This is a genomic window from Lutimonas halocynthiae (assembly GCF_030409835.1).
Classification (GTDB): Bacteria; Bacteroidota; Bacteroidia; order Flavobacteriales; family Flavobacteriaceae; genus Lutimonas; species Lutimonas halocynthiae.
Window position 1 is genome coordinate 253,035 of record NZ_JAUFQO010000001.1, and the last position, 26,247, is coordinate 279,281.

The following is a 26,247-nucleotide window of genomic DNA, read 5'->3' on the forward strand; positions in this document are numbered from 1 at the left end:
TTATCTTTGGCTGCAAAAAGTTAAATTTAAATAATGAAAATGAAAAAAATTGTCTATTTCTTGCTTGTCTTGACTATTATGTCTTGTCAAAATGAACCAAAAGATTATGTTTCTATCTCTGGTCAGATAACTGATAAGAATAGTGATTCAGTTGTAATCAGAAACCGTACATATTCCAAGACCATTGCCGTTAATGAAGATGGATCATTCAGCGATACTTTAAAGGTTGAGACCGGAACCTATTCTTTTTATGACGGTGGTGAGTCAACTTCAATATTTCTAAAAAATGGCTACGATCTGACTGTTACTTTAGACACTAAAATGTTTGATGAAACAGTTAAGTATACCGGAAATGGTGCTGAGCAAAGCAACTTCTTGGCTGAAAAATCTCTTTTACAAGAAAAGATGCTTGATTTGGATGAACTGCTATTATTAGATTCTATCAGTCGTGAAGAAAAATTTGTTTCAATAAAAACTGCACTTACAGAATTTTACAATGCTGACAAGAGTATTGACACGTCAATCGTCAATAGTAGTTTGAAAAGTATTGATCCAATGTTAAGCTCTTACAGAAGATACATTGACGCTGATTTAGCAATGAAAAGAGACCTTCCGAAAGGAGCTCCTTCTCCCACATTTGAAAATTATGAAAATTTCAATGGTGAGACAACATCCCTTTCAGATCTTAAAGGCAAGTATGTTTATATAGATGTTTGGGCAACTTGGTGCGGACCTTGTAAAGCTGAAATTCCATCTCTTAAAAAAGTGGAAAAAGATTATCACGGAAAAAACATTGCCTTTGTAAGCATGTCAATAGATGATGACAGATCACATGGTGGGTCATGGGAAAAAGCGAATGAAGATTGGAAAAAAATGGTCAGTGAAAAAGAACTTGGAGGGATTCAGATTTTTGCCCCGGAAGGTTGGCAATCAGAATTTGTTAAAAACTACAAGATTAATGGAATTCCGCGTTTTATTCTTGTTGACCCTGAGGGAAACATTGTAAGCGCTAGTGCTCCAAGACCATCTAGTGATGAGCTTATAAAGCTATTTGACGAAGAAAACATATAACAATTTTAATTGTTAGAAGGAATCTCATTTGATGTTTCTTTAGGGATAAAAATATATAAGATACATTTCCTTTGAATAATATTTCAAAGGAAATGTTATCTTTATTATTCTTAGTTTTTTTTAATCAAGATATATCATAAATGCTACAGCGAATATTTCCATTTTTAGCTTGGTTGCCATTGGCAAAGAAATCATGGAAAGATGATCTGATAGCGGGAATTACAGGAACAGTTATTGTAATTCCTCAGGCCGTGGCTTTTGCAATCATTGCAGGTCTCCCTCCTGTATATGGTTTCTACACTGCTATGATTACACCCATCATTGCAGCTTTATTTGGTTCTTCATATCATCTTATTTCTGGTCCTACTACTGCTATTTCTATAGTCGTTTTTGCTACTGTTAGTCAAATGGCTGACGCCACGACCGACGTCGAAAATTATGTAGCCCTGACGCTCGTTCTTACATTTATGGCTGGAGTTATTCAGTTCGCAATGGGATTGGCCAGAATGGGTAAACTCGTCAATTTTGTTTCCCACTCTGTGATTATTGGTTTTACGGCAGGCGCCGGGGTATTAATTGCTTTTAAGCAACTGCAACATGTATTCGGACTTGAAGTCGAAAGAGGTAGTTCTTTTTATACCATTTTAAAAACGATAGTTTTAAATATTGATCAGACAAATTGGTATGTTTTTGCAGTAGCTATTGGAACAATGCTCATTGCCATTATTGTCAAAAATTTTGTAAAACCGCTCTCAAGATTTTATATGCTTATTGCCATGGTGCTTGGTAGTGTTCTGGCCTATTTCTTGGGCGGAGAGGCAAATGGTATAGAAAATGTCGGTAAGATTCCATCCAACTTACCTCCTTTTGGCATCCCCTCCTTTTCAATTACAAACATTAGAGAACTTAGTACAGGTGCACTTACCCTGGCATTGCTCGGATTAATTGAAGCAGTAGCCATCGCCAGATCTATCGCTTTGTCTTCTCATCAAAGAATTGACGGAAATCAAGAATTCAAAGGACAGGGCTTATCAAATATAGTTGCCAGTTTTTTCTCAAGTTATATGGGGTCAGGCTCTTTTACAAGATCAGGAGTCAATTATCAGGCAGGAGCTAAAACACCGATGTCAGCCATCTTTGCTGCTGTTTTTTTAATGTTTGTTTTGCTATTGTTCTCTCAATATGCCTCTTATCTTCCTAAATCAGCTATGGGAGGTATCATTTTACTTGTGGGCTATAACCTCATTGATTTTCATCATATCCAACAGGTGTTCAAAAGTAGTGGAAGGGAATTAATCGTTTTAGGGACTACGCTGTTTGGAGCATTGTTCTTTGAACTGGAAACGGCTTTGTTCTCTGGTATAGGGCTTTCTTTATTCTTTTATTTAGAAAAAACAGCCAAACCGAATATTGCTATTCTTGGCACTACAAAGACACACAGGTTTATAAATATTATTAGAGACCCAGATGTTAAAGAATGTCCTCAATTAAAAATTGTCAGGATAGATGGTTCCATCTATTTTGGCGCATTAGAGGTAGTTTCTGATTTTTTCTCAAACCTCTATGAAAAAGGAGATGTAAAACATGTATTGATTGTTGCTAAGGGTATTAATTTCATAGATCTTGCCGGTGCTACTTGGCTCTCTTATGAAGCTAAAAAATGGCAAGATAGAGGTGGAGGGCTCTATTTCAGTGGTCTAAAAATAGTCAGTCAACAGATATTGAAAAAAGGAGGTTTTAGAAATGAAATTGGGGAAGAAAATTTCTATGTCGATAAACCTAGTGCCATCAATGATATCTTTAACAAGTTGGATAAAGACATTTGCGCCAATTGTAAAGTTCGTATCTTTCACGAATGTTAATACTTACAGTTTAATTCATTTAATTAATTCACAACTACTTTATAATTAATTGTTTATGCATTTGAAAAAGCATATTCCCATCCTTGAATGGTTACCAAATTATAAGAAATCCTGGTTGAAGAGTGATCTTTTTGCCGGTTTGACTATCGGTGTTATTCTGATTCCTCAAGGTATTGCCTATGCAATTATCGCCGGACTGCCCCCTATTTATGGTCTTTATACCGCAATGATCCCTCAAATTGTATACGCCTTTTTAGGAACATCCAGACAATTGGCCATAGGCCCTGCTGCCATGGATTCTTTAATCGTCGCTTCAGGAATTGGTATGTTAGCAGCCATAGGTTCAGAACACTTTATTGTTCTTGCCGTTTTATTGGCCTTTATGGTAGGGTTTATTCAAGTCTTGTTTGGTGTTTTTCGTCTCGGATTTTTAGTCAATTTTTTATCCAAACCTGTTATTAGTGGATTTACTTCTGGTTCTGCAGTCATAATTGGTATGAATCAAATGGGTAATCTACTCGGTATTGATTTGGAAAGAAGCAATCGGGTGCAAACTTTACTATTTGAAATCTTTGAAAAAATATCGCATATACACTGGCCCACAACATTAATCGGTATTATCTCAATTCTCGTTATTATCGGTATTAAAAAAGTCAGCAAAAAAATTCCTGCTTCATTAGTAATTGTTGTATTGGGGATCTCATTTGTTTATTGGCTGCATTTAGACATGCAAGGCGTCACGATTCTTGGAGAAATTCCAAGAGGTTTACCTTCTTTTGTAATTCCTACTTTCGATAAAGCCTTTATCGAAGAATTATCTGGACTAGCACTTACCTTAGGACTTATCGGATTTATGGAAGCTATTTCTATCGCAAAATCTATTGAAGTAAAACATAATAATTATAATGTTGAGGCCAATAAAGAACTGGTTGCTTTGGGTTTTAGCAATATGGTTGGCTCCTTCTTCCAAACCTATCCAGCCACAGCTGGATTTGCCAGAACTGCTGTAAATGATCAATCTGGAGCAAAAACGCCCCTTTCGTCTCTTTTTGCCGCATTGATAATTGGCTTATCACTCCTTTTTCTTACACCAGCATTTTTCTTTCTCCCCAAAGCTGCATTGGCAGCCGTTATTATTGTAGCGGCTTTTGGTTTATTAGATTTCTCTATGCCCAAAAATTTATTGAATTATAACAAGAGAGATTTGATCATTCTAAACAGCACCTTGCTGATCACTGTTTTTGTTGGAATTAAAGAAGGAATTCTTTTTGGGATAGTGCTTTCATTAGTGATGCTGATCTACAAAACAACTAAACCACATATGGCAATACTGGGTAATGTTCCAGGAACTCACTTCTACAGAAATATAAAACGATTCAATGATGTGATCATTCAGGATGAAATACTTATTGTGCGGTTCGATGCACAATTATATTTTGCCAACACAAGTTATTTCAAGGATAAGCTTAAACAATTTGCAAGAGAAAAAGGACCCAAATTAAAACTGATTATTATTGACGGAGAGAGTTTAAATGCCTTAGACAGCAGTGCAATTTATACGCTTGATGAAATTCATGACTTTTTCTCCTCAAAGGGCATAACCCTTGTTTTTACCGGTTTAAAAGGCCCTGTTAGAGATACCTTGGTGCAATCTAAACTAATGAAAAAAATTCGGTACGATCATTGCTTTATGAGTAATGACGAAGCAGTAAAATGTTTTAAGGAAAATTGTTTTGAACTACCTAAAGGGTATAGTTATCAAGAGTATACAAAACAATCTAATAGATAAACAGCAACTCATCCATGGTAACAAGAGTTACATATGATAATTCTTCAATTACTAACTTTGAGTGAATTTAAAATAAAAAACAATGAAAGTAGAACAATTATTTACAGGATGCCTTGCGGAAATGGCTTATTATATTGAGTCAAATGGAGAAGCTGCTGTTATTGATCCTCTTCGTGAGACCGAACCATATTTAAGGATGGCGGAGGCTGATAATGCTAAAATAAAGTATGTGTTCTTAACTCATTTTCACGCGGATTTTGTGTCAGGTCAATATGACTTAGCTCAAAAAACCGGAGCTAAAATTATTTTTGGGCCAAATGCTACGGCTGAATATGATATATATAATGCAAAAGATGGTGAAGAATTCCCTCTTGGTGAAGGTAAATTAACCTTATTACACACGCCTGGGCATACCATGGAATCTTCTTCATATTTGATTACTGATGGTGATGGTAACACTCCTTATGTATGTACTGGTGATTGCTTGTTTATAGGTGATGTTGGAAGACCAGATCTTGCTGTTAAACAAGGTAAACTGACAGAAAAAGATTTAGCTGGATTCTTATTTGATTCACTTCGAAATAAGATCATGACACTTCCTGATGATATCATCGTTTATCCAAATCATGGTGCAGGTTCAGCATGTGGAAAAAATATGAGTAGCGAAACTTTTGATACTTTAGGAAATCAAAAGAAAACGAATTATGCGCTTCGTGCGGATATGACTAAGGAGGAATTTATTACCGAAGTGACTACTGGTTTAAAACCCCCGCCACAGTATTTTCCGAATAATGTTAGGATGAATAAAACAATCAATACTAGTATTGAAGACATCTTACATAAAGGTACAACACCTCTGGATGCTGCAACTTTTAAAGAATTAAGCGAGCAAAAAGATATTCTGGTTGTTGACACCCGTAATAAAGAATTATATGCCGAAGAAGGAACAGTTCCCGGAGCCTGGTATATAGGTATTGATGGTAGTTTTGCTCCATGGGTTGGAGCGCTTATAAGAGACATCAACCAGAAAATTATTTTTATTGCTGATAGTGAAAACAGAGTGAGTGAAATCGTAACACGCTTCTCAAGAGTAGGTTATGACAATACCTTAGGTTATTTAGAAGGTGGATTATCAAATTGGAAAAGCCATGGGTATGAAGCAGATATGATTGGATCAATTTCTGCGCATAAATTTGCTGAAAAACTGGCGAAAGGTGAAATGGAGAAGCCTGTTGATGTGCGTAAAGAATCAGAGTACTTATCAGAACATGTTGTTGGGGTAGAAAATTTCCCATTAGATTTTATCCACGATAATTTTTCTGAGATAGATACTGAAAAAGAATATTTTTTACACTGCGCGAGTGGTTATAGATCTCTGGTAGCAGCTTCCATTTTTAAAGCTAATGGAGTTGAAAAGGTAACGGATGTTCGAGGCGGTTTTAAGGATCTCAAGGAAACTGAAGCTCCTATGACAGATTATGTATGTCCTACTACATTATTATAATATAGATTGATTAGGTATTAAAGGGAGTTTTGGCTCCCTTTTTTTATGTAACATTGTATTATTAAATTTAAAAATCAGGCATCATGAATATTAAAAAGTCACATTATTTATTTATCGGATTGTTATGGATTAGCTTATTATCATGCGGGCAGAAGCAAAAAGAAGGTTCAACAGATCAGGACTCTGCCTCAAAAATTTCCTTAATATCTCCTTCAGAATTGAATAAGGCCAACAATGATATTCTTTTAATCGATGTCAGAACTCCAGGAGAATATGCTTCAGGACACCTTGAAAATTCAATTAATATAGATTACAAAGCTGATAATTTTAAAGATTTAATCGGCGAGCTTGACCCAAATCAAGAAGTTTATGTTTATTGTAAGGTTGGGGGTAGAAGTGCAAGATCAGCAAAGGTGATGAAAGAAATGGGGTTTAAAAAGGTCTATGACTTAGATGGAGGTATTAATAGCTGGGAAAAAGATGGTTTTAAAATAGTTAAATAAAACACTTAAGCATGCATAAGTTATCTGCGATTCTGCTTCTTTCAGTTCTTTTTACGTCCTGTCAAACTTCATTGTCTGAGAAAGAAACTAAAATGTATTTAGAAAAGGGATTATCAATTTCTAAAAGTACAGGTAAAGAATTATCCGGAACACTCACAAGTAAAATGAAGTCTGGTGGGGTTATAGAAGCCTTAGCGTTTTGCAACGCTGCTGCACTGCCCCTAACCCAGCAAATGTCAGATAAGCATGAGGTTCTGATAAAAAGAACTTCGCTCAAAACTAGAAATTCGTTAAATAAACCTACTGAGAATGAAATATTAATTCTCAAAGCATTTCAGGTTAATTTAGATAAGGGTGGCGTTCTTGAACCTAAGGTTGTTTTAGATCAAAATGGAACTCCAAATTATTATGCCCCAATTATTGTAGAACAGAAATGTTTAAAGTGTCATGGCACACTTAATAAAGAACTCTCCAAATCGACTGATTCCATCATTAAATCATATTACCAGGATGATTTGGCCACAGGATATAGTGAAGGAGATCTAAGAGGCATATGGAGCATTTCCTTTAAAAAATCAAAATCTTAAACCTTTTAATTTTTTATATCATTTTTGTAAGCTCTACCGATTAAAACTTAAGATTCACTCCTAATAAAAAATTCAATTCAGCTTGTGGATAATAGCCTGCTCCTGTAATAGTGGTTACCTGATCAGGATCTGTCCAGGTGTCATCATAGGTATAGAAATAACCATTCGAAACATATTTCACATTGAATAAGTTATTTACAAGACCAGTAAACACCACTGACTTAAACAATTTTTCAGTTTTGATTTCATAGCTAACCTGAAGGTCATTTACAAAATAAGCATCTAATTTTGAAGCCTCCAATTCGATATTACTCATATACTGGTCTCCAACATATTTAGATAATAAACTAATTTGAAAACTCTCTGTTGGTTGGTATCTGATATTACTCGCAGCAATAAAATTTGGAGAATAAGCTAAATCCGTATTCCCAAAATTGGTCAATTCGCCGTCAAACTCATAATATTTGTCAATATTCTTATTGGTGCTAACGGCAAGATTTGGTTGCCAAATAAATTTCTCGGAAAATCTTACAACAGCATCTATTTCCAAGCCTAATCTGTAACTATTCCCAATATTATCTGCAATTGGGTTTCCTACATCATCGATAGTTCCGGTCAAAACCAGTTGATCAACATAGTTCATATAGTAAATATTTGTCTTTAATCTGAAATTTGTCGTGCTGTAATTCCATCCCAATTCAAAATCATCAAGAGATTCTGGTTTTACGTCATTATTGGCGAGATAGTCAGCTCTTTTTGGTTCTTTATGTCCTTTTGCATAAGACAAGAAAAAACTACTCTTATCCATAAAATAACTCACACCAAACTTTGGATTAAAGAAATTATTCTCGTCTTTGATATCTATTGTCACAGGGCCTTCATCAGTTCCTAAAACCTCATAATCAACATATCTGTATTGAAGATCCCCAAATAAACTCCAGTTCGTATTCAAGGCATAGTCGGCCTTGGCGTACATATTGAAATCCGTTTTCTTACCCGTATTATCATAAAATCGCTGATCGATGCTTTCACTACCGTATTTTGCCCATTTCACTTCGCCAAAATGATCACCATCGTATTGGTTAAACGCTCCGCCAAGTATGAAATTCACCTTTTCAAAATTCTTTAATACAGAGAAAGTAGTTCCATAGAAATCATTATCCAACCACTTTCGTTGAACCAGATCAGTAGTGTTTATCTCTTCTCCATCCACATTTATCGGGTCAAACCCGTAAACCTCAAAATCAGCATCGTTTTCATACTGTTCGTAAAAACCCCTTCCATAAGTATAATGCAATGCCAGATTTCCTGTCCATTCATTTCCAAAATCATGATTAACGTGTAATTGATAATGATCTTGTTTATAATCATCAACTTGATTTTGGTAATAGCCGTTCAGTTCACCGTTTTCATCATATATTTCTCCGGCAGGGTTATAGGTTCTGTCTGTTTCTAAAGTTTCTTCATCTATACCGTACCAAGCCTGATAAGTAACCTCATGACCTCCAAAGGCAATAGCTTTGATCAGTGTTTTTTCACTAAAAATACTTGCCGAAAGATAAACTGAACGCAAGTCAGCGGCAGCACGGTCAATATATCCATCTGACTGAATTGTTGAAACCCTTCCGGTAAATTCTGAATTAAATTTGCCTTTGCTTTCAATAATTCCCGATCCGAATTGTGCATTTGCCTTAAAGGTATTATATGATCCTCCTGAGAAACCGACTTCAGCAAATGCCTTTTCTCGAATTCCATTTGTTGAAAGACTCAGACTTGCACCAAAAGCGCCTGCCCCGTTTGTTGAAGATCCAACACCTCTTTGGAGTTGCATACTTTGGGTCGAACTGGCAAAATCAGGAAGGTTTACCCAAAAAACACCATGTGATTCACTGTCGTTCAAAGGGACGCCATTAATCGTTACGTTAACTCTGGAAGCATCACTACCCCTCACTCTGATTCCGGTATAACCAATTCCGTTTCCCGCATCTGAGGTGCTTACCACATTTGGAAGAAAATTTAACAATACTGGAATATCCTGGCCCAGGTTTCGAGATTCAATTTCTTCTTTTGTTACATTAGATTGTACAAAAGGTGCCTTTTCATCAACTCTTGTTGCCTTTACCAAGACCTCGTCAAGATCAATAGTGTCTTTTAAAATACTCTGTTCTTGCGCGATTGATACAAATCCTATGCACATGGCGCAAATAAAAATAATTCGTTTCATTTCATTACCCATTTCGGGGCTATTTAATTAATGAAAATCGAATAAAAAGAGGTGAAATTCGAATTGATGATTTTTTGCTATTCTAAAAATCATTTTCCTAAACAGCATTACCTGTTCCAGGTTCAATGGGTTTAATCTCAGCCTATATTTGGCACCCCTTTTAAGATTGTTGCAAATGTAAACAACAATTACTAATTAAAAAATCATTTTTAAACTATTAATCCCACTTGGGTTTTTGTCGAAGAGACTTTTTTAATCCTCGCTTTTTTTTAGCTTCCAGACGTCTTGCTTTCTCACCCTTACTAACTCTGGTAGGGACTCTTTTCTTTTGCTTTTTTAAAGTTTCCTGCAATAAAGTAATAAAGCGATTCGTGACAATTTCTTTATTTTTATGTTGACTTCTACTTTCGTCACATGTTAAAATTAATTGTTCACGACTATTTAATCTTCCTGTCAGTTTTTGGACTAATCTTTCTTTTTCCGCGTCAGAAATTGATTCAGAATCAGGAATATCGAACATCAGTACAACCTTTGAGGAAACCTTATTAGCGTGTTGCCCTCCAGGTCCTCCTGATCTAACTGCAGTAAATGAAATCTCTTTTAAAATTTTTTCAACGTTCATATCATTACACAAATTATCCCATCAAACTGTTTATAAGCCACTTGAATAACGATCCAGATTCTCTCTGTTTAGCAACAACTTATCAATGGCCGCCGTAGCCAATTTCATTCTTTCTTTAATACTTCCATCGAGCTTGATAAAGGGTCTTTTATATTTTATCAATGTATTCTCAAAAGCCTGAAACATTTCTTGTCTTTGATCTGGTCGATCTCTTAAATCGTCGGCTTCCCAAGGGGTGTCAATATTTGTCAAAAGATATAAATCATATTGATTCTTTAAGGCGTATTTATCAAGATTTGGATGCACAAAACCACCATAGTACTCCTCAGAATATACTTTGGTCTCGAGCAGGTCAGTATCACAAATTAGAATTCTGTCTGCTTTTAAAGCCAATTCATTCTCTAATGCTATCTGACCTCTTGCTATGGGAATTAAATCAGCATCTTCACAGGTCTTCCTTTCATTATTCCATTTATCCTGCAGGTATTCTCTTGCATATTCAGCAACCCAAACCGTATTATAATGTTTTGCCAGCAGTTCTGACATTGTTGTTTTTCCAGTTGATTCCGGACCAAACAATACGATCTTAATCAAGTTTACTGGATGCTGTTCAAGTGTTTTTTCCATGCGATATATCCATAAATTGCAATAAATGTAAATCCTAAATACTGTATACTGGTAAAGGCTAATCCCTTATAAAGATACAAAGGAACAGAAATGATATCTCCTATGATCCAATAGATCCAGTTTTCTAATTTTCTTTTTGCCATGAGCCACATCCCTACAAAAAAGACTGCGGTGGTTATTGTGTCAACATAAGCCGTCCAGTTATTCCATTTATCATTGTAATAATAAACAATAAAAACAAAAACTATCGTCGCAAAGAAAATAAAAACTGACTGTTTTTTCTCTTTGGAATTGGTCCTACTAATCGGTGTAACATGAGAGGAGTCAACTTTTCTTGTCCAGATATACCAGCCATAAACACTCATGATGAAATAATAGCCATTAATCATCATATCGCCCAAAAGGCCCCAGTGAAAAAGCAAATAAACAAAAATTGAAGTGCTGATCATTCCGGTGGGAAACACCAAAATTTTATTCTGTTTAGAATACCATACAGACAAAAACCCAAATATCACGGCAACAATCTCTAATACGATATCTAGCGTTTGGTAATCCTGGTATTGGTCAAATAGGTATTCAATAATCTGGTGCATGCTGACTTCTGTCGTCGGTGACGATTTTTAAGATAAAAACACAGTTTTTTTCATTGAGTAATGAACTGTGAATATTCGAATTCACAAAAGCCATAACTTCCTCATAAGGACCAAAAATCTGTGTGCTCAATCCATTTTCTTCAACACGAAAAGAAGACTCTCTTAAGGTCTTAATAAATGCAATGATTGGTTTTTCAAAGTCTTTATGCAATGGATACATTGATATATCAATGGATATGTTCATTCTTCGTAAAATTTATGAGTAAATTACTGTTTTCTTCAAATGCTGTTCCAATTACAACAAGGTCTGCTCCGTTATCATAAGCCTCTTGTAATTCCTTTTCTGATCTGATCCCTCCTCCCACTATCAATGGAATAGAAATGGTTTCTTTAACAGCTTTAATAACTTTAGGTAAGACAGGGTTCGCAGCCCCACTTCCGGCCTCGAGATAAATTACCTTATTACCCATGTACATCCCTGCGATAGCTGTTCGGGTTATTTGTTCAATATCTTGAGCTAACAGCGGCTTGGTTCCGCTTACTTTTTGGACTGCTGTTTCCTTTCCTCCGTCTATCAAAATATACCCGGTAGGGATGATTTCCAGATTGGTGTTTTGAATATGTGGTACAGCCTTAACTTGTTGGTTAATCAAATATTCAGGATTCCTACCAGAAATAAGAGATAAAAATAATACCCCATCTGCATGTGGTGTAATCTGTTCAAAATTTCCTGGAAATAAGACTATTGGCAAGGACGTTTTCTTTCTCAAGTTTAAAACGAGCTCATCAGTTGCATTTTTAGGGACAGTACTGCCTCCAACAAAAATCAGGTTGACAGTTGAGTCATTCACTTTCAACATTAAATCATTCAACATCTCCTGATTCAATTTATCAGGATCCAAAAGAATAGCGAGTAGCTTTTTACCCTCCTTCATTGCCGATAAAAAATAATCGTAAATCATGATCACTCAACGCTTCTATTCTATTCTAAATTTGTCATTTATTAATAAACAACTACTGCACTCTAATGCTTCTCCAAAGCATATACTAAAGTAAAACCCTCCTCAAAAAATTCGAATTTTATTTCGTATTCTTTCTTCCAGCTGCCAAAGATAACCCTTCCTGTTGACCTACCCTCTGCAAACAAAAAAGGATTGATTCCTATATGGTCATGAAAACTTAAACCTCCATATGGATACGTCTTATACATTGACTCTTTAGCGCCCCAAATAACAGTCAATTGTTTCACCAGATCCTCGTCTGAAAGCGAATCGACTTCAGTATTAACAAATCTATGATGTATATTAACTATTTTTTCTCTGTTCTTTTCTATATCAATTCCAGCTTCCTTATCACTGATCAAAATAGCGGCAAAATTAAATGAATGTGTTATTGAGATATGCTTTTCATCATCTAAAAACGGTTTCCCAAATTCATTATAGGAAAGGTTTAAGTCTTGATAACCAGCATGTTTTAATAATTTTCTGACACTTAAAAATCCTTTTTGATGCAATTCAGATTTCATGCCATTTAATCTGGTTAGGCTATGCTCCTGAAGCAGTAAATCAGTTTTTAATTCATCCAAGGACTCCTCAATTTTCCAAACATAAATCGTCGTTCCATTTTGAGAAGTAATGGTTTTATAAATTGGCATACAATTTTTAATAGGTATTTCGTATTTTTGCAAACTCTAAACAAATATAAAAATTATGAGTTCAGAAACATCGACATACGTCAAATATAAAGTGAAAGACATCAATCTTGCTGATTGGGGTAGAAAAGAAATTGAATTAGCCGAAGCAGATATGCCAGGTTTAATGAGTCTTCGTGAAGAGTTTGGTAGTGACCAACCTTTGAAAGGAGCAAGAATTGCTGGTTGTTTACACATGACTATTCAAACAGCGGTTTTAATTGAGACACTTATTGCACTTGGTGCAGAAGTAACCTGGAGTTCTTGTAACATTTTTTCAACGCAAGATCAAGCAGCGGCTGCCATTGCAGAAGCAGGAGTATCTGTTTACGCTTGGAAAGGTCTAACGGAAGAAGAGTTTGACTGGTGTATTGAGCAAACCTTATTCTTTGGTGAAGACAAAAAGCCTTTGAATATGATCCTGGATGATGGAGGAGATCTTACAAACATGGTATTAGATAGATACCCTGAATTAGTAAAAGACATTAAAGGTTTATCTGAAGAAACAACCACTGGAGTACATCGTTTGTACGACAGAGTGAAAGCAGGAACCTTACCAATGCCCGCTATTAACGTAAATGATTCAGTTACTAAATCTAAATTCGACAACAAATACGGATGTAGAGAAAGTGCTGTTGATGCAATTAGAAGAGCTACAGACACAATGATGGCTGGAAAAGTTGTTGTTGTTGCAGGATACGGAGATGTAGGGAAAGGAACAGCGGCCTCTTTCAAAGGAACAGGAGCTCGTGTAATCGTAACAGAAATTGACCCTATTTGTGCGCTTCAGGCGGCCATGGAGGGCTTTGAAGTAAAAAAATTAGACAATGTTATTGATAAGGCAGATATCGTTATTACAACAACTGGTAATAAAGACATCGTACAAGAAAGACATTTCAGAGCTATTAAGGATAAAGCCATAATCTGTAATATTGGACATTTTGATAATGAAATCGATATGGCCTGGTTAAATGGTAATTATGGAGACACTAAGGTTGAAATCAAACCACAAGTGGATAAGTATACGATTGATGGAAAAGAATTATTGATTTTAGCAGAAGGAAGATTGGTGAACTTAGGTTGTGCAACAGGTCATCCAAGTTTTGTTATGAGTAATTCATTTACAAACCAGACTTTAGCTCAACTTGAATTATGGAATAATTCAGATAAATATGAGAATAAAGTTTATATGCTTCCTAAGCACTTAGACGAGAAAGTAGCCAGACTTCACCTTGCAAAAGTAGGTGTTGAATTAGAAGAATTACGTAAAGATCAGGCAGACTATATCGGAGTCAAAGTAGAAGGTCCATTCAAACCAGAATACTACCGTTACTAATCATTCCAGTTCTTAAAAAATGAAAACTTCTGAGTATTAACTTGGAAGTTTTCTTTATTTTTAGCCCTATCTATATTTAAAATATATCCAATGAAAAATATACTAGTTCCAGTTGGAAGTAATGATCACGCCGTAAATACACTTCAATACGCTATTGATTTTGCCGAAGCTGTCGAAGCAAAGATTTACCTTGTACACGTTTACAGCAGTCCTAAAATAAGCGGTAGCATTCTAAAAGTAGATCAGATCATTGAAAGAGATAGCAAAGCGGTTTTAAAAGACCTTATAAAAAATGTGGATCGAAAAAATGTGGAAATCATCACCAGTACCCTGAAAGGCTATTCGGTTATTGATACTTTAAAGCAACTCAATAAGTTACTTCAAATTGATTTGATTATCGCCTCAACCAAGAACGACGGGGCAGATGAAAATATCTTTTTAGGAAAAATTACAGGTAATATTATTAAAGATACGAAGGTTCCTGTCTTAATCATTCCTAAAAAAGTTACATTCAAGCCCATCAAAAAGATTCTGATGACTATTAAATCGGGTTCTATAAAATCTGTATCCACTTTAGATTTATTAGTGAAAATAAAAAACACTTTTTCATCAACCATTCATCTTTTACAGGTAAAAACTCCGAAGCTTGATGCCAAAGACCTTCCTTTGAATGATGTGCTGGAGAGTCATATTGATAAATTAATTCCAACTACAAATGCAACGGTCTTTCAAGGAGTTTTAGAATTCTTACATGAGGAAAATCCAGATATGCTTTGCGTTATTCGCAGAAAAAGAGGGTTTTTCAAAAAATTATGGGAGAATGACAGGGTCAAAAAAGTTAATTTTGATAGCAGTATTCCCTTGCTTGTTTTAAAAGGAATGTCGTAATTTGTCTTCTCAAAAATTTTTGGGGTTATAGCTCAGTTGGCTAGAGTGCTTGACTGGCAGTCAAGAGGTCCGGGGTTCGAATCCCCGTAGCTCCACAAGCTAAAAGAAAAGTCTTCGATAGAAGGCTTTTTTTTATTTCCAAGAATTTTGGCGAAGCAACGCTTCAAGTTAAAATTCTTGGAAATAAAAAAGGAGCTCCTGAAAGGGAGCTTTTTCTTTTTTGTTGTTAGGGGCACCCTTTTTGGGATCAACGCAGTTAATCCTTCTTAAACCAGATAACCAATCACAATTAATAAAGCCACAAAACAGGCAAAGCAGCATTTTCTTTTAGCTTGTAAGGAGCCCCTATTAGGGATCAACGCAGTTAATCCGTCTTAAACCAAATATCCAATCAATTAATAAAGTCACAAAACAGGCAAAGCAGTATTTTCTTTTTTGTTGTTAAGAGCACCCTTTTTGGGATCAACGCAGTTAATCCACAAACCTTAAAACTTAAATTACGTGCTAAGATGTTAAATAGCTGCCCAGCAATTTGCAGATTTATTTGCAGAATGGGAGATCTTTGGGATCAACGCAATTAATCCTTTCAAAAGAAAAATGAGTGCGTGATTAATCAATAATAGAAAAAATTATTTCACCCTCATTTTTTAAACCATCATACTTGATTCACAATTTTTTTATGGGTAACTTAAACGTCTATTCATAGCAGATGAATTCCAAAGAACAAATTTCTGAAAAAAAATGCCCTTCACCCAGTAAAGGAATTCTATCCAATATAGTAAATTTCTTCATAAACAAACCAAAGTATGATACCTTCATCAAATTTGATTCATCAGAAGAGCGCTATCAATACAATAAAAGGATCATTCAAAGAATCGGGATTGATTCCAATCAGTACTCTGTTTTAAACATCAATAAAATTGGTATAGATGCCCCGGTCAACAACATCTTTAATGAATTAATCCTTTTTGACGGTAATCCGCGCTGTTGGCCAAATCATATTGCGAAGGTAGATCGAATTAATAATGATTTCAAAAACATACGAATACTTCCTTTTGGTTGGAAACGTTATCCTTTCAAATCAATGAAAAGCTTCTTTGGCATTCCCTTAATTCCTTTGTTTCTTCTGAATGCAATTAGGGTAAAAGAAGTTCCTGATAGTTTTGACTTTGACAATGCCCGCTATGTACTCTATGAATGCTCTGGAGGTTATCCGATAGGATTTTTAGCCATCTATATACGATCCTCAATTCCAGAAATGGGTGAGACTTCCAAATCGCAATTAGTTTTTGGCGTAGGCTTCAATTTTTTTGGTCGAAAAGAATGGCAGGGTAAACGTAAGTTTGTGAGCGCCATCTGGGAATCGGTACACAACCGAGTTACTGCAAATGTCCTAAACCGAATAAAACGATTGAGCGAATGGCGACTTGAAAACATGCTTGAAAATCAAAATTAACCTCCTGAGAATAATGTTTCAAAAACTAGTGGTCTTAAATCAGACTTCCGAAAACCAATTTATGCCGAAGAACAATTTTTAGACTTCTAAATTCCGCTTTATGCTTAAAATGACAATGAAATGATTAAAATTTGAATGAAAACACAATTATTTGAGGTATTTTCATTATAATTAGATAGCTTTGAAAAATAATTACCATTTTTGGTAGAAACATATTAAATAAAAGAATGGCAAAATCGCAGCAAACATTTAACAAGAGTGAAAAGGAGAAGAAACGTTTAAAAAAACGTGCCGACAAGAAAAAGAAAATGGATGCTCGCAAGGCTGAAGCGAGAGAAAATGGAAAAAAGGGAATTGAATTTGCCTATGTTGATCATAATGGTCATTTGACCGATACGCCACCTGATCCTTCCAAAAAAATAAAGGTTGATGCAGGAAGCATAGAAATCAGTATTCCAAGAACTATGCCTGGAGATGAAGTAGAGATAGATCCTATTAGAAAAGGATCTGTATCATTTTTTGATTCTTCCAAAGGTTTTGGTTTTATAATTGATGCTGAAAATTCTGAAAAATATTTCTGTCACGTAAGTGGTTTAATTGATGAAATTGTAGAAAATGATAAAGTTACTTTCGAACTTGAAAGAGGAATGAAAGGAATGAATGCTGTTAAGGTTACTTTGATAAAAGCTTCTTAACAACCTGATTAAAAAAAATACAAAGCCGCTTTGCGGCTTTTTTTCTGCTCAATTGTTAAGAAAATCAAGCCCTATATTTGTCTATCTAAGAGAATCTCATATTTTTAAATAAAAAAGAATGTACAAACAGAGAAGATTTCCGTTTAAAAATGTTTTAATCTGGACAAAAAGAGAGCTAATTTTCTTTATCATAATGGCAACAGTCTTTACTATCTTATACGAATTATTAGCAGTAAAATGGCTGCAGGTTCCTTTTACTCCTGTGGCACTTGTGGGTACTGCAGTTGCATTCATGATTGGTTTTCAGAACAATGCTGCTTATGATAGAATCTGGGAAGCAAGGAAAATTTGGGGAGGTATTGTCAATACATCAAGATCATTAATCATTACGGTAAAAGACAGCTTTTACATGCATCGGGTTGAATCAAATAAGGATGAATCTGAGGTTATAAAGATAATCACTAACAGACATATTGCCTGGTTAACAGCATTGCGTTATGCGATGAGGACCAAAAAGCCTTGGGAGGCTTCTTATGAGTCAATGCATAAGAAAGAAAAGTTCACTTATCAAGTTCCAGAACATGAGTCTCCTCTAGAAGATGAGATTAAGCCTTATTTATCAAAAGTAGAATATGAAAAAGTCATGGCGGCGGCTAATAAACCTAATGCTATTATCAGTCTGCAATCAAAACATTTGAGGACATTAACCGATGAAAAAAAAATATGGGACTTCTCGCTTTTAAATTTGCAACAAATGCTACAAGAGTTAACTTCACTTCAAGGCAAGTCAGAACGAATCAAAAACTTTCCTTACCCTAAACAATATGCCAGCATTGGCTACCACTTTGTACATATTTTTATGTGGTTGATTCCTATGGCCATTATTCCTGCTTTTTCCAGAATAGGTCTTGAAATAGCCGATGTAAATCCATTTGTTGGGACGTATTTTGTTTGGCTAAACATCCCTTTTACTGTAGTAGTTATTTGGGTATTTAATACCATGCTCCGAATTGGTTTGGCCGGAGAAAACCCCTTTGAAGGGTCTCCTAATGATGTGCCTATTTCTAATATTGCAAGAGGGATCACTAGAGATATATTACAGATCATTGATGAAGATCCAAAAGATATTCCGGAACCATTCACCAATACCAATTATATTGATATGTAGCGATTTTTCAATGGAATCGGCATTAATTTAATTCTTTAATCTTTTTAGCTATGTGGCTTTCTTAAGGTTTCCGAAGGTAGTTCTCCAAAGAGCTTTTTATAATCTCGACTAAATTGCCCCATGTGCCAAAAGTTGTATTCACTGGAAATTTTAATAAGTGTACTCTTTTCCTTATCCATTTTCAGCATCTTTCTAACTTCATTTAACCGAAGTGCAGTTAAATATTTTTTTGGAGACATATCGTATTTTTTCCTGATCAATCTTCTAATAGTTCGTTCTGGAATATTTGTTCTTTCACAAATCTGATGTAAGGAGGTAACATTCGTAATATCACTATGTATATAATCTATAACCTGAGAAAATCTGGAGAATGTAAGGTCATCATAAGGTTTTTCAGGCAATGTACAGACCAAACAATCAATTAAAAGGCTAACTAACTTGTTCTCAATTAATTCTATCGCAACTTTTTCCGACAAATCTGTAACTTGAATTGCAAATAAAACCAATTGTCTCAACTCCTCTAGTTTAGACTCATCCACATGCAATAACTCTTCTTTCTTTAGTTTATCTATTAATTCTGAATGCCCTTTAATTTGACATAAGCTAGTAAAGAAGTTTTCTTCAACAGAAACTGGTATTCCGTTAAATCCTGATCCTGTAACGCTTTGGTGTTCATTGTTCCAAATGACACCGATCATTCCCTTTTTCATTTCATGCCTCTTCCAAGTAAAGGCTGTTTTTGGATCCCAAATGGTAAAGGTTATAAATCCAGGAACACCCGTTCCTAACTGTAATACCTTTCTATTGATTTCAAAACTATTTAGCATTACATTGGGCGTTTTAACAATAGCTACCTTTCCATAAAAAGCTCCAGATTCTAAAATCTTCTCCTCTACTTGGGCCACAGTGAACATATCAGAAAATTCATCGTAATGATGCGATGAAAATTGTAGTCTCTGTATCGAATTATCCTTCACTTGGCCGTTTTTTGATAGTCTATCGATGCTAAGGTAGTAATTTTGACAGATTCTAAATAACACATAAAAATATAGTATGAAAAACATAATTCTTTTAGTGGCAATTTTTTGTTTCACGACATCATTTATGAATGGGCAAAACAAGATTATTCACGATGCTGAATATTACGTTATCGAAGCTCAAAACGGTGAAAGATGGGCGGCAGACGATAAAACTATCGATGCAAAACTAAAGGAGGTTCGAAAGAAAAATGGAAATCAAGCACCAAACATCATCTATATCTTACTGGATGATATAGGTTTTGGCGAAATTGGAAAACCTGATTTAGATGTAATTAGAGGATATAGTACACCACGTATTAGTTCATTAGCAAAAGAAGGAATGAGTATCCAACGTATGTATACCGAGCCTTCTTGTACGCCAACCAGAGTCGCAATGATGACAGGGAGGCTTCCTACACGCACGGGTATTGTAGAAGCTAAGGTTGTTGTTTGCGGAGAAGGTTTACCTGCCGAAGAAGTGACAATTGCCGAGGTTCTTAGGGATGCTGGGTACAATACAGCTCATATTGGTAAATGGCATATGGGAGATATTGAACAGTGTTTTGCAAACAATCAGGGTTTCATGCATGCAGAATTCCCAATTCACCAACAAGCTCAATTGGCTTTAATGAACAAAGATGCAGAATATGCAGGTATTGTTCAAGGTATTCAAACGGATAACCTGGCCCAGACTTTTACATTAGACAATGGATTTGTACCTGACCCAAGCGACATGGTGACAGGAGTGGAATTAAGAGATGGGAAACTTTATGAAGTAGATTTAACTGCCGGTGAAAAATGGACACAGGATAAATACAGAAAAATGAACCAGCGGTATCAGGATCATGCCATAGAGCAGATTCAGATACTGTCTCAAAAGGACGAACCTTTCTTTTTAAATTACTGGCCACTATTCCCTGTGACTTTTACCTTGACTGATATTGAAGAATTTAAAACACTTAACGGTGGATCAATGGCAGAATCAATTGTTCAAATTGACGAATGGGTTGGAGATATTATTGATGAAGTAGATAAATTAGGTATTGCCGAAAATACTGTGATTGTAGTGATGGGAGATAACGGACCCTTCATGCAATACTTGAGAAGTTCCGGACAATCAGACAGGATTTACCGAGGAGGCAAGGGTGAGCACCTGGAAGGTGGCGTTAGAGCGGATGCCTATGTCAGATGGAAAGGAACCATTGAAGCGGGAAGTTCTGCTATGGACATTTTTCATGTGAGCGACTTATACACAACTTTCGCGCGTCTTGGGAATGCAACAGACTATATTCCACGAGATCGCATAGTAGATGGGATAGACCAAACGGCGGTTTTATTGCTAGGTGAAACCAATGGAAGAAGAGATTATATTTTTAATTACGAAGAATACAGCCTTAAATCTGTAGTGAAAAATAAGTTTAAAATGCATCTTCCTCCTCCAGGTACAAATGCTATCCTTACTTCTCAAATATTTGATCTCTACAGAGATCCTCGTGAATCAAGACCTGAAAGTACCATTTTACTGAGCCCATGGGCAGGAGGTTCATTTGGTGGTATGATCGAACGTCATCTGAAAAATAAAAAGAAATATCCTGACAGACCGATGACCCATGCTGATCCTTACGAAGGAATTGAAAACTTAAGACCTGAATCAAAAAAGCTTGTGGATACGTTTCATGGTGCAGGATCTCATGAATAGTGTTGAATTAAAAAATTAGAATTTATGAAGAGTTTAATTTCTGCAACGCTAGCTATTTGTCTTACAGTCTTTATCATGGGTTGCAATGAATCACCTCCTGTAAAAGAAACCAATACTAAATTAGAACTTAAACTAGCAGGTTACGATTATGACCGTGTTAGTGCTATAAGAGATGGAAAAGTATCTATAGAAGGTGCTGATGTCAACTTTGAGGTGAGCAATATTTATGCGATGAACAAAACCACTTTTGGGCCAGAACAAAAATTTGAAGTAGTTGAAATCGGATTAATACCCTATATCTCGAGGTACATCAACGAAGGTTTTAGTGATTATACTTTAATCCCCGTATTTATTTCAAGGACTTTTCGTCATCGAAATATCTATGTACACGCAGATTCAGGTATTGAAACACCTGAAGATCTGAAAGGAAAAAGAATAGGGACACCTGGTTATGGAATGAGTGCAAATACTTGGATTAGAGGCATGCTTTTAGACGAGTATGGTGTAAAAGCAGATGATTTTCAATGGATCGAATCTGATAAAAGCTCGGATGGAAAGGAGCTAAATTCTGGTTTTGCTAAGTATTACTTTGGCGAAGACTTCCCTTTAACAAAAGGCCCGGAAGGAGTTGATGAATCTGAGTTATTACTCAGTGGTCAATGCGATGCTTTAATTACGGCCATAACTCCAAAAGCATATTTGGATGAAAACCCTAAGATCAGACAATTATTCCCAAAAGCCAGAGAAGTAGAGGCCGCCTATTTTAAGATGACGGGTATGTTTCCTATTATGCATGCAATAGCGATAAAGAAAACCGTTTTAGAGGAAAATCCTTGGCTGGCTAAAGCTGTGTTTGAGATGTATTCTGAGGCAAAAGATATTGCTTATAAGAATCTAGAATCTACCACAGTTGTAAGAACATCCTTACCTTGGGCTAAAGATGAGTTTGAAAGTACTGTTGAATTAATGGGTGATAATTACTGGAAATATGGAATCGAAGATAATCGTAAAGAACTTGAAGCCATCATGCGCTATGTTTATGAGCAAGGTTTGGTAAAGCGTCAGATTCCATTTGAAGAGTTATTTGATACCTCTACTTTGTCTTTAAAAGAATAGCGTTTGATTCCATTTGGATAGACGATTCATTCTTTTGAAATTCTATAAATTAATTATTAAACGAATGATGCCAATATCGTCATGAGGAATAAAACCCTTATTGAGAAAGTCCTGATATGTATTTTGTAAGAAACAATCTTCGAAACGCTCTGGTTTTCCAATTAGAAATATCGCTCTAGGATCAACAGCTGCATTTTTATGCTTAGTTCCTTTTTTCAGCTTGTCAATACCATCAGTAGAAATTGAAATGTCTCTTACTTCCTTAAAAGACCAGGTTTGAATCTCGTTGTCCTTGACATCTTCGAAACTATCCCCTAAATGATATCCCAAAAAATTTGGAATGTTGTTTTGATCTATTTCAGTTATTTCATTATTTACAGCAAAAAGACCATCCCCACTCATCTTAATACAAGCGATGCGCTTCTTTTTATCAATGACCAACAGAACGATCGTTGCTAATAACTCTTCTCTTTCAAGAAAGAATAACTTTTTTGCTCTTTTTAAATCCTCGAAAAGTTGTTTAAAGAAGAACTCAGCGATTGCTTCTAAAGCCATTGTTTTCAAATCAAAATCCTCCATAATTGCCTTCAATTGAGGAAGCATTCTACTTGATTTATGAAGAGATTTAGCATATAAAGCAGCTGTGAATTGACTATCTTTTGCCGAGGAGCACCCATCCATAACGGCACAAACCATAATGTCTTTCGTTAAGGATTGCGTGTACAAAAAATCCTCATTAAAGTTTTTATGGTGTATTCCTCTGTGAAGAAGGGTTGAAATTTTCATGTGAGTCTATTTACCTACTTTTATATAAAAGGGAATAAACAAGCTAAAATCCCTAATTGAGCCCCTATATTTATCAAGAGTATTCCTAAGAATAGGCATCGTATTCTTTCCACCACTTTAAAGCATCATGACGATCCCAGGGGAATTCTTTATGTTTTATTTCAAAAAAATCAATTAATTGGTCAATATGAGCCGGTCTTTTTTGAGGATCAAATCGTATACATTCTGCTAAAAAATCTCTTAAATCAGCAGGTACATCTTTTCTTTCAATCAATTGGTTTCTAAATTCTCCATGTAGTGTTTCTTCACCTGACAACATTTTTTGAGACACCAATTCCAATAAATACTGCCCACTAAATAAATACATCCCTAATGCACCAATAGAATAGATATCAACGCGCTGGTCTGCATTAAATGGATCACGAAGTCGTTCAGGAGCCATAAACATCGGCGTACCTCCTATCCTGTTTATCTGTGTTTGCTGTGAAATAGTAGCATCCACTTCCTTCACTAAACCAAAGTCGAGTAATTTAACCACATCAACAGCGCCTCCTTGATTACAGAGCATCACGTTCATTGGTTTTATATCCCGGTGCACCAAACCTTTTTCATGTGCCTCCTTTAACGACAGACAAATGTGATATAGAATATAAACACCTCTCGCAACAGATATGTCATTTTTCGAATTGACTATTTTATCTAAAGAAACCCCGTTGAGGTATTCCATCACATAGTAAAAGTCTTTCGTTTCTGTAATACCATAATCATAAACCTTGATGGTGTTTGGATGTGATAAAGAAGATGTGATCTTGACTTCCTTTTCAAAGCGGTCGAGCATATCAGTATTTACAAAATTGCTTTTTAATATTTTAATAGCCACCGGGTTTTTAAGGAAGGTGTGTTCAGCCTTATATACCTGACCAAATCCTCCTTCACCAATTTTTTCACGTAGTTTGTATTGTCCTAATATGCTAAAGTCTTCTACTTTTTTTCCTATTCTGGCAATTCGAACATTCGAATTAAATAGTAAAAAGGAAAGAACTAGAATAACAATAAAAAAGGATGCGAACGTATATTTAAAATAAACCAGAGAGGCCAGCGCCTCAGTATAATCTTCCTCAGTGATGACCCCAAAATTATATTCCGGAAGCCATACAGATGCCCCTATGACCTCTATTCCTCTATAATCACGGTAAGGAGTCATCAAATCTCCACTATAAGTCGTATCTCCTGTGGCCAACTTGTTCAAGGCCAAATCTACTATTCTTGTATAAGGCTGCTCCACACTCTTCGTTTCGGGGATACTGCCATCCATTACATCAAAACCAGGGTCCCTTAACTCAATATTATAAATAGTTTCTGCCAGCGTATCGTGTTTTAATAAGTATGTCTGACGCAACTCCTTTGTAAACCTGCTTGAAGAAAGCATTTTTCCTACATCATTAAAAGCATAAGTTTCACTCGTCGCACCATGTTTTGATAGCCTAAAGATATTTGAAAAGCTATATTTAGCTTGATAGGAACCAACTAGAATTGCAATGACTTGTTCATTCTTGTTAAAAATCGGACATAAAAAATTTACCCAAGCCTCTCTGTGAACATTTTCACCGTAAACATTAACAAAATTGTTGACCAAATCATAATTGTTGACCGGCGGTATAAAAACGATTTCCCCATTTTTCGCTTTCAAATAATCCTTGTAAATTATTTCCCCAAGATCTTCATTCAATTGTGCTGTAATTCCAGTAGAATCGACCAGTGAATTTCCCAAAAGAATTTTTGGACTAGCATTACTCAGCATACTGATCAATCCATATTTCGTTCTTTTGCCTTCCTTTTGAAACCATTTGGTAGCTTCTCTGGCCACTTGAGAACTCCTAAGTAATTCATAAGTTTCATCTAAGTTTTCAAGACTATCAATAGCTATTGCATAGTTGATTAGCTCCTCATTTAAGGCAATCGCCTGTATTTTATTTTTTTCGTTGATGATCCAGCGCTCAAAAATCTCTGTTGTAGTAGCTAGCAATGCTTTTTTTACTTCTCTCTCAGAATCTAAAATATTGTTACGGATATACATCCCAGAAATGAATCCCGCGCCAAGCAAAATACACAGAAATAATAGTACCAATACAAGTCTATTGCGCTTATTCCCGAACAAAATTTTAGTCCAATTACTAACAACTTTTGATCGGAATACTGAGTCCTTTCTACCAACAAGTTTGGTCTTATCTTTAACTTTGTGAATCGAAGGAGCTACTTCCTTTGAATCTTCTTCTTGCATTTCATCATAAAGCGAGACGACTTCCTTTTTCAATAAGGCATCCTCAGCGCAAAACTGGTCAATTTTACGCAGGCCTTCCTCGTAAGGCAGGTCTATAACTTTCGCTAATATTTCTGAAACTTTTTGGTGGAAATCTTTATTATTCATTAAATATCGCTCTTCATAAATTTTTTGAGCCAGGCCTTAGCCACTCTCCAATCAATCTCAATAGTCTTGATAGAAACTCCCAATTCATCAGCTATTTCTTGCATTTTCATACCGCCAAAAAATTTTAATTCAACCACCTTAGCTTGTCTTTCATGGATTTCTTCTAGTTTTTCGAGTGCTTCATCTAATGACAAAATCACCTCATCCTTTTCGACACTATAAGTCAATGCCTCTTCTAAATCGAGTTTCCTTTCACCTGACCCTCTTTTTTGCGCATTTTTATGCCTGGCATGATGCACCAAAACACGTCTGATAGCCTGCGCACCAACCGCGTAAAAATGGGAACGACCTTTCCAGTCTATCTGATCCTGATCCACTAGACTCATATAGGCTTCATTTACTAATATAGTGGGTTGTAAGGTATGTCCTGCTCTTTCTCTTCTGTATAACTTCTCGGCAATGTCATGAAGGTTGTCATACACTAATGGGTACAAATCAGCCGTTTTGTTCTTCGTGCCAATATTATTAAGTATTTGAGTGACTTCACTTTTTTTATTATCCATATATCAATCTATTCAACCAAA

At 35.6% G+C, this 26,247-nt stretch carries 24 protein-coding genes and 1 tRNA gene; 14 read left to right on the forward strand and 11 right to left on the reverse strand.

Features of this window, described 5'->3' with window-relative positions:
• The first annotated feature begins 39 nt into the window (after positions 1 to 39).
• From QWY87_RS01095 to QWY87_RS01120, 6 genes are all read left to right on the forward strand, one after another.
• Positions 40 to 1,071: a TlpA family protein disulfide reductase gene (locus tag QWY87_RS01095; protein ID WP_290287503.1), complete on the forward strand. Its 1,032-nt coding sequence runs from the start codon at positions 40 to 42 to the stop codon at positions 1,069 to 1,071.
• A 140-nt stretch (positions 1,072 to 1,211) separates the two neighbouring features.
• A complete protein-coding gene (locus tag QWY87_RS01100; protein ID WP_290287504.1) occupies positions 1,212 to 2,933 on the forward strand; it encodes a SulP family inorganic anion transporter in 1,722 nt (573 codons plus the stop codon).
• A 55-nt stretch (positions 2,934 to 2,988) separates the two neighbouring features.
• Entirely contained in the window at positions 2,989 to 4,722 is a 1,734-nt protein-coding gene (locus QWY87_RS01105; RefSeq protein ID WP_290287505.1) for a SulP family inorganic anion transporter, read from the forward strand.
• 82 nt (positions 4,723 to 4,804) lie between these two features.
• Positions 4,805 to 6,226 (forward strand): MBL fold metallo-hydrolase, encoded by a 1,422-nt coding sequence (locus QWY87_RS01110; protein WP_290287506.1) that lies wholly within the window; start codon positions 4,805 to 4,807, stop codon positions 6,224 to 6,226.
• 83 nt (positions 6,227 to 6,309) lie between these two features.
• A complete protein-coding gene (locus tag QWY87_RS01115) occupies positions 6,310 to 6,729 on the forward strand; it encodes a rhodanese-like domain-containing protein (protein WP_290287507.1) in 420 nt (139 codons plus the stop codon).
• Between the two features lie 11 nt (positions 6,730 to 6,740).
• Entirely contained in the window at positions 6,741 to 7,316 is a 576-nt protein-coding gene (locus QWY87_RS01120) for a Tll0287-like domain-containing protein (protein WP_290287508.1), read from the forward strand.
• A gap of 40 nt (positions 7,317 to 7,356) precedes the next feature.
• Here the strand turns inward: QWY87_RS01120 and QWY87_RS01125 are convergent, their stop codons facing one another.
• The 7 genes from QWY87_RS01125 to QWY87_RS01155 all read right to left on the reverse strand — a co-directional run bounded on the left by QWY87_RS01125 (position 7,357) and on the right by QWY87_RS01155 (position 13,036).
• Positions 7,357 to 9,540: a TonB-dependent receptor gene (locus QWY87_RS01125; protein WP_290287510.1), complete on the reverse strand. Its 2,184-nt coding sequence runs from the start codon at positions 9,538 to 9,540 to the stop codon at positions 7,357 to 7,359.
• A gap of 217 nt (positions 9,541 to 9,757) precedes the next feature.
• Positions 9,758 to 10,162: an alternative ribosome rescue aminoacyl-tRNA hydrolase ArfB gene (gene arfB, locus QWY87_RS01130; RefSeq protein ID WP_290287511.1), complete on the reverse strand. Its 405-nt coding sequence runs from the start codon at positions 10,160 to 10,162 to the stop codon at positions 9,758 to 9,760.
• A gap of 30 nt (positions 10,163 to 10,192) precedes the next feature.
• The gene (locus QWY87_RS01135) at positions 10,193 to 10,789 is read right to left on the reverse strand and encodes an AAA family ATPase (protein ID WP_290287512.1); all 597 of its coding nucleotides are present in this window, start codon (positions 10,787 to 10,789) and stop codon (positions 10,193 to 10,195) included.
• Positions 10,759 to 11,382: a nicotinamide riboside transporter PnuC gene (gene pnuC / locus QWY87_RS01140; RefSeq protein WP_290287513.1), complete on the reverse strand. Its 624-nt coding sequence runs from the start codon at positions 11,380 to 11,382 to the stop codon at positions 10,759 to 10,761. Before pnuC ends, QWY87_RS01135 begins: the two co-directional genes overlap by 31 nt.
• Entirely contained in the window at positions 11,366 to 11,626 is a 261-nt protein-coding gene (locus tag QWY87_RS01145) for a thiamine-binding protein (protein ID WP_290287514.1), read from the reverse strand. The genes pnuC and QWY87_RS01145 overlap by 17 nt, the downstream gene beginning before the upstream one ends.
• Positions 11,610 to 12,344 carry a phosphoglycerol geranylgeranyltransferase gene (locus QWY87_RS01150; protein WP_290287515.1) on the reverse strand — a complete coding sequence of 245 codons (735 nt, stop codon included), beginning with the start codon at positions 12,342 to 12,344 and terminating at the stop codon, positions 11,610 to 11,612. The genes QWY87_RS01145 and QWY87_RS01150 overlap by 17 nt, the downstream gene beginning before the upstream one ends.
• A 62-nt stretch (positions 12,345 to 12,406) precedes the next feature.
• A complete protein-coding gene (locus QWY87_RS01155) occupies positions 12,407 to 13,036 on the reverse strand; it encodes a 4'-phosphopantetheinyl transferase family protein (RefSeq protein ID WP_290287516.1) in 630 nt (209 codons plus the stop codon).
• Positions 13,037 to 13,091: 55 nt separating this feature from the next.
• On the opposite strand from QWY87_RS01155, the gene ahcY reads away from it, so the two are divergent.
• From ahcY to QWY87_RS01185, 6 genes are all read left to right on the forward strand, one after another.
• Positions 13,092 to 14,408 (forward strand): adenosylhomocysteinase, encoded by a 1,317-nt coding sequence (gene ahcY, locus QWY87_RS01160; protein WP_290287517.1) that lies wholly within the window; start codon positions 13,092 to 13,094, stop codon positions 14,406 to 14,408.
• A gap of 90 nt (positions 14,409 to 14,498) precedes the next feature.
• The gene (locus tag QWY87_RS01165) at positions 14,499 to 15,296 is read left to right on the forward strand and encodes a universal stress protein (protein ID WP_290287518.1); all 798 of its coding nucleotides are present in this window, start codon (positions 14,499 to 14,501) and stop codon (positions 15,294 to 15,296) included.
• A gap of 21 nt (positions 15,297 to 15,317) precedes the next feature.
• Positions 15,318 to 15,391 (forward strand) — tRNA-Ala (locus tag QWY87_RS01170).
• A gap of 614 nt (positions 15,392 to 16,005) precedes the next feature.
• On the forward strand, positions 16,006 to 16,752 hold the full coding sequence (locus QWY87_RS01175) for a hypothetical protein (protein WP_290287519.1): 747 nt from the start codon (positions 16,006 to 16,008) through the stop codon (positions 16,750 to 16,752).
• A 227-nt stretch (positions 16,753 to 16,979) separates the two neighbouring features.
• Positions 16,980 to 17,447: a cold-shock protein gene (locus tag QWY87_RS01180; RefSeq protein ID WP_290287520.1), complete on the forward strand. Its 468-nt coding sequence runs from the start codon at positions 16,980 to 16,982 to the stop codon at positions 17,445 to 17,447.
• Between the two features lie 118 nt (positions 17,448 to 17,565).
• The gene (locus QWY87_RS01185; protein ID WP_290287521.1) at positions 17,566 to 18,615 is read left to right on the forward strand and encodes a bestrophin family protein; all 1,050 of its coding nucleotides are present in this window, start codon (positions 17,566 to 17,568) and stop codon (positions 18,613 to 18,615) included.
• 44 nt (positions 18,616 to 18,659) lie between these two features.
• Here QWY87_RS01185 and QWY87_RS01190 read toward each other — a convergent pair whose 3' ends face one another.
• The gene (locus QWY87_RS01190; RefSeq protein WP_290287522.1) at positions 18,660 to 19,592 is read right to left on the reverse strand and encodes a helix-turn-helix domain-containing protein; all 933 of its coding nucleotides are present in this window, start codon (positions 19,590 to 19,592) and stop codon (positions 18,660 to 18,662) included.
• A gap of 76 nt (positions 19,593 to 19,668) precedes the next feature.
• Here QWY87_RS01190 and QWY87_RS01195 point away from each other — a divergent pair, with 76 nt between their 5' ends.
• Together QWY87_RS01195 and QWY87_RS01200 are read left to right on the forward strand one after the other, a co-directional pair.
• Positions 19,669 to 21,333 carry a sulfatase-like hydrolase/transferase gene (locus QWY87_RS01195; protein WP_290287523.1) on the forward strand — a complete coding sequence of 555 codons (1,665 nt, stop codon included), beginning with the start codon at positions 19,669 to 19,671 and terminating at the stop codon, positions 21,331 to 21,333.
• A 24-nt stretch (positions 21,334 to 21,357) separates the two neighbouring features.
• On the forward strand, positions 21,358 to 22,449 hold the full coding sequence (locus QWY87_RS01200; protein WP_290287524.1) for an ABC transporter substrate-binding protein: 1,092 nt from the start codon (positions 21,358 to 21,360) through the stop codon (positions 22,447 to 22,449).
• Positions 22,450 to 22,491: 42 nt separating this feature from the next.
• On the opposite strand, the gene QWY87_RS01205 is transcribed toward QWY87_RS01200, so the two are convergent.
• From QWY87_RS01205 to QWY87_RS01215, 3 genes are all read right to left on the reverse strand, one after another.
• The gene (locus tag QWY87_RS01205; protein ID WP_290287525.1) at positions 22,492 to 23,235 is read right to left on the reverse strand and encodes a protein phosphatase 2C domain-containing protein; all 744 of its coding nucleotides are present in this window, start codon (positions 23,233 to 23,235) and stop codon (positions 22,492 to 22,494) included.
• An 85-nt stretch (positions 23,236 to 23,320) separates the two neighbouring features.
• Positions 23,321 to 25,663, reverse strand: a complete 2,343-nt coding sequence (locus QWY87_RS01210; RefSeq protein WP_290287526.1) for a serine/threonine-protein kinase — start codon at positions 25,661 to 25,663, stop codon at positions 23,321 to 23,323.
• Positions 25,663 to 26,226: a sigma-70 family RNA polymerase sigma factor gene (locus QWY87_RS01215; RefSeq protein ID WP_290287527.1), complete on the reverse strand. Its 564-nt coding sequence runs from the start codon at positions 26,224 to 26,226 to the stop codon at positions 25,663 to 25,665. Before QWY87_RS01215 ends, QWY87_RS01210 begins: the two co-directional genes overlap by 1 nt.
• Positions 26,227 to 26,247 lie beyond the last annotated feature (21 nt).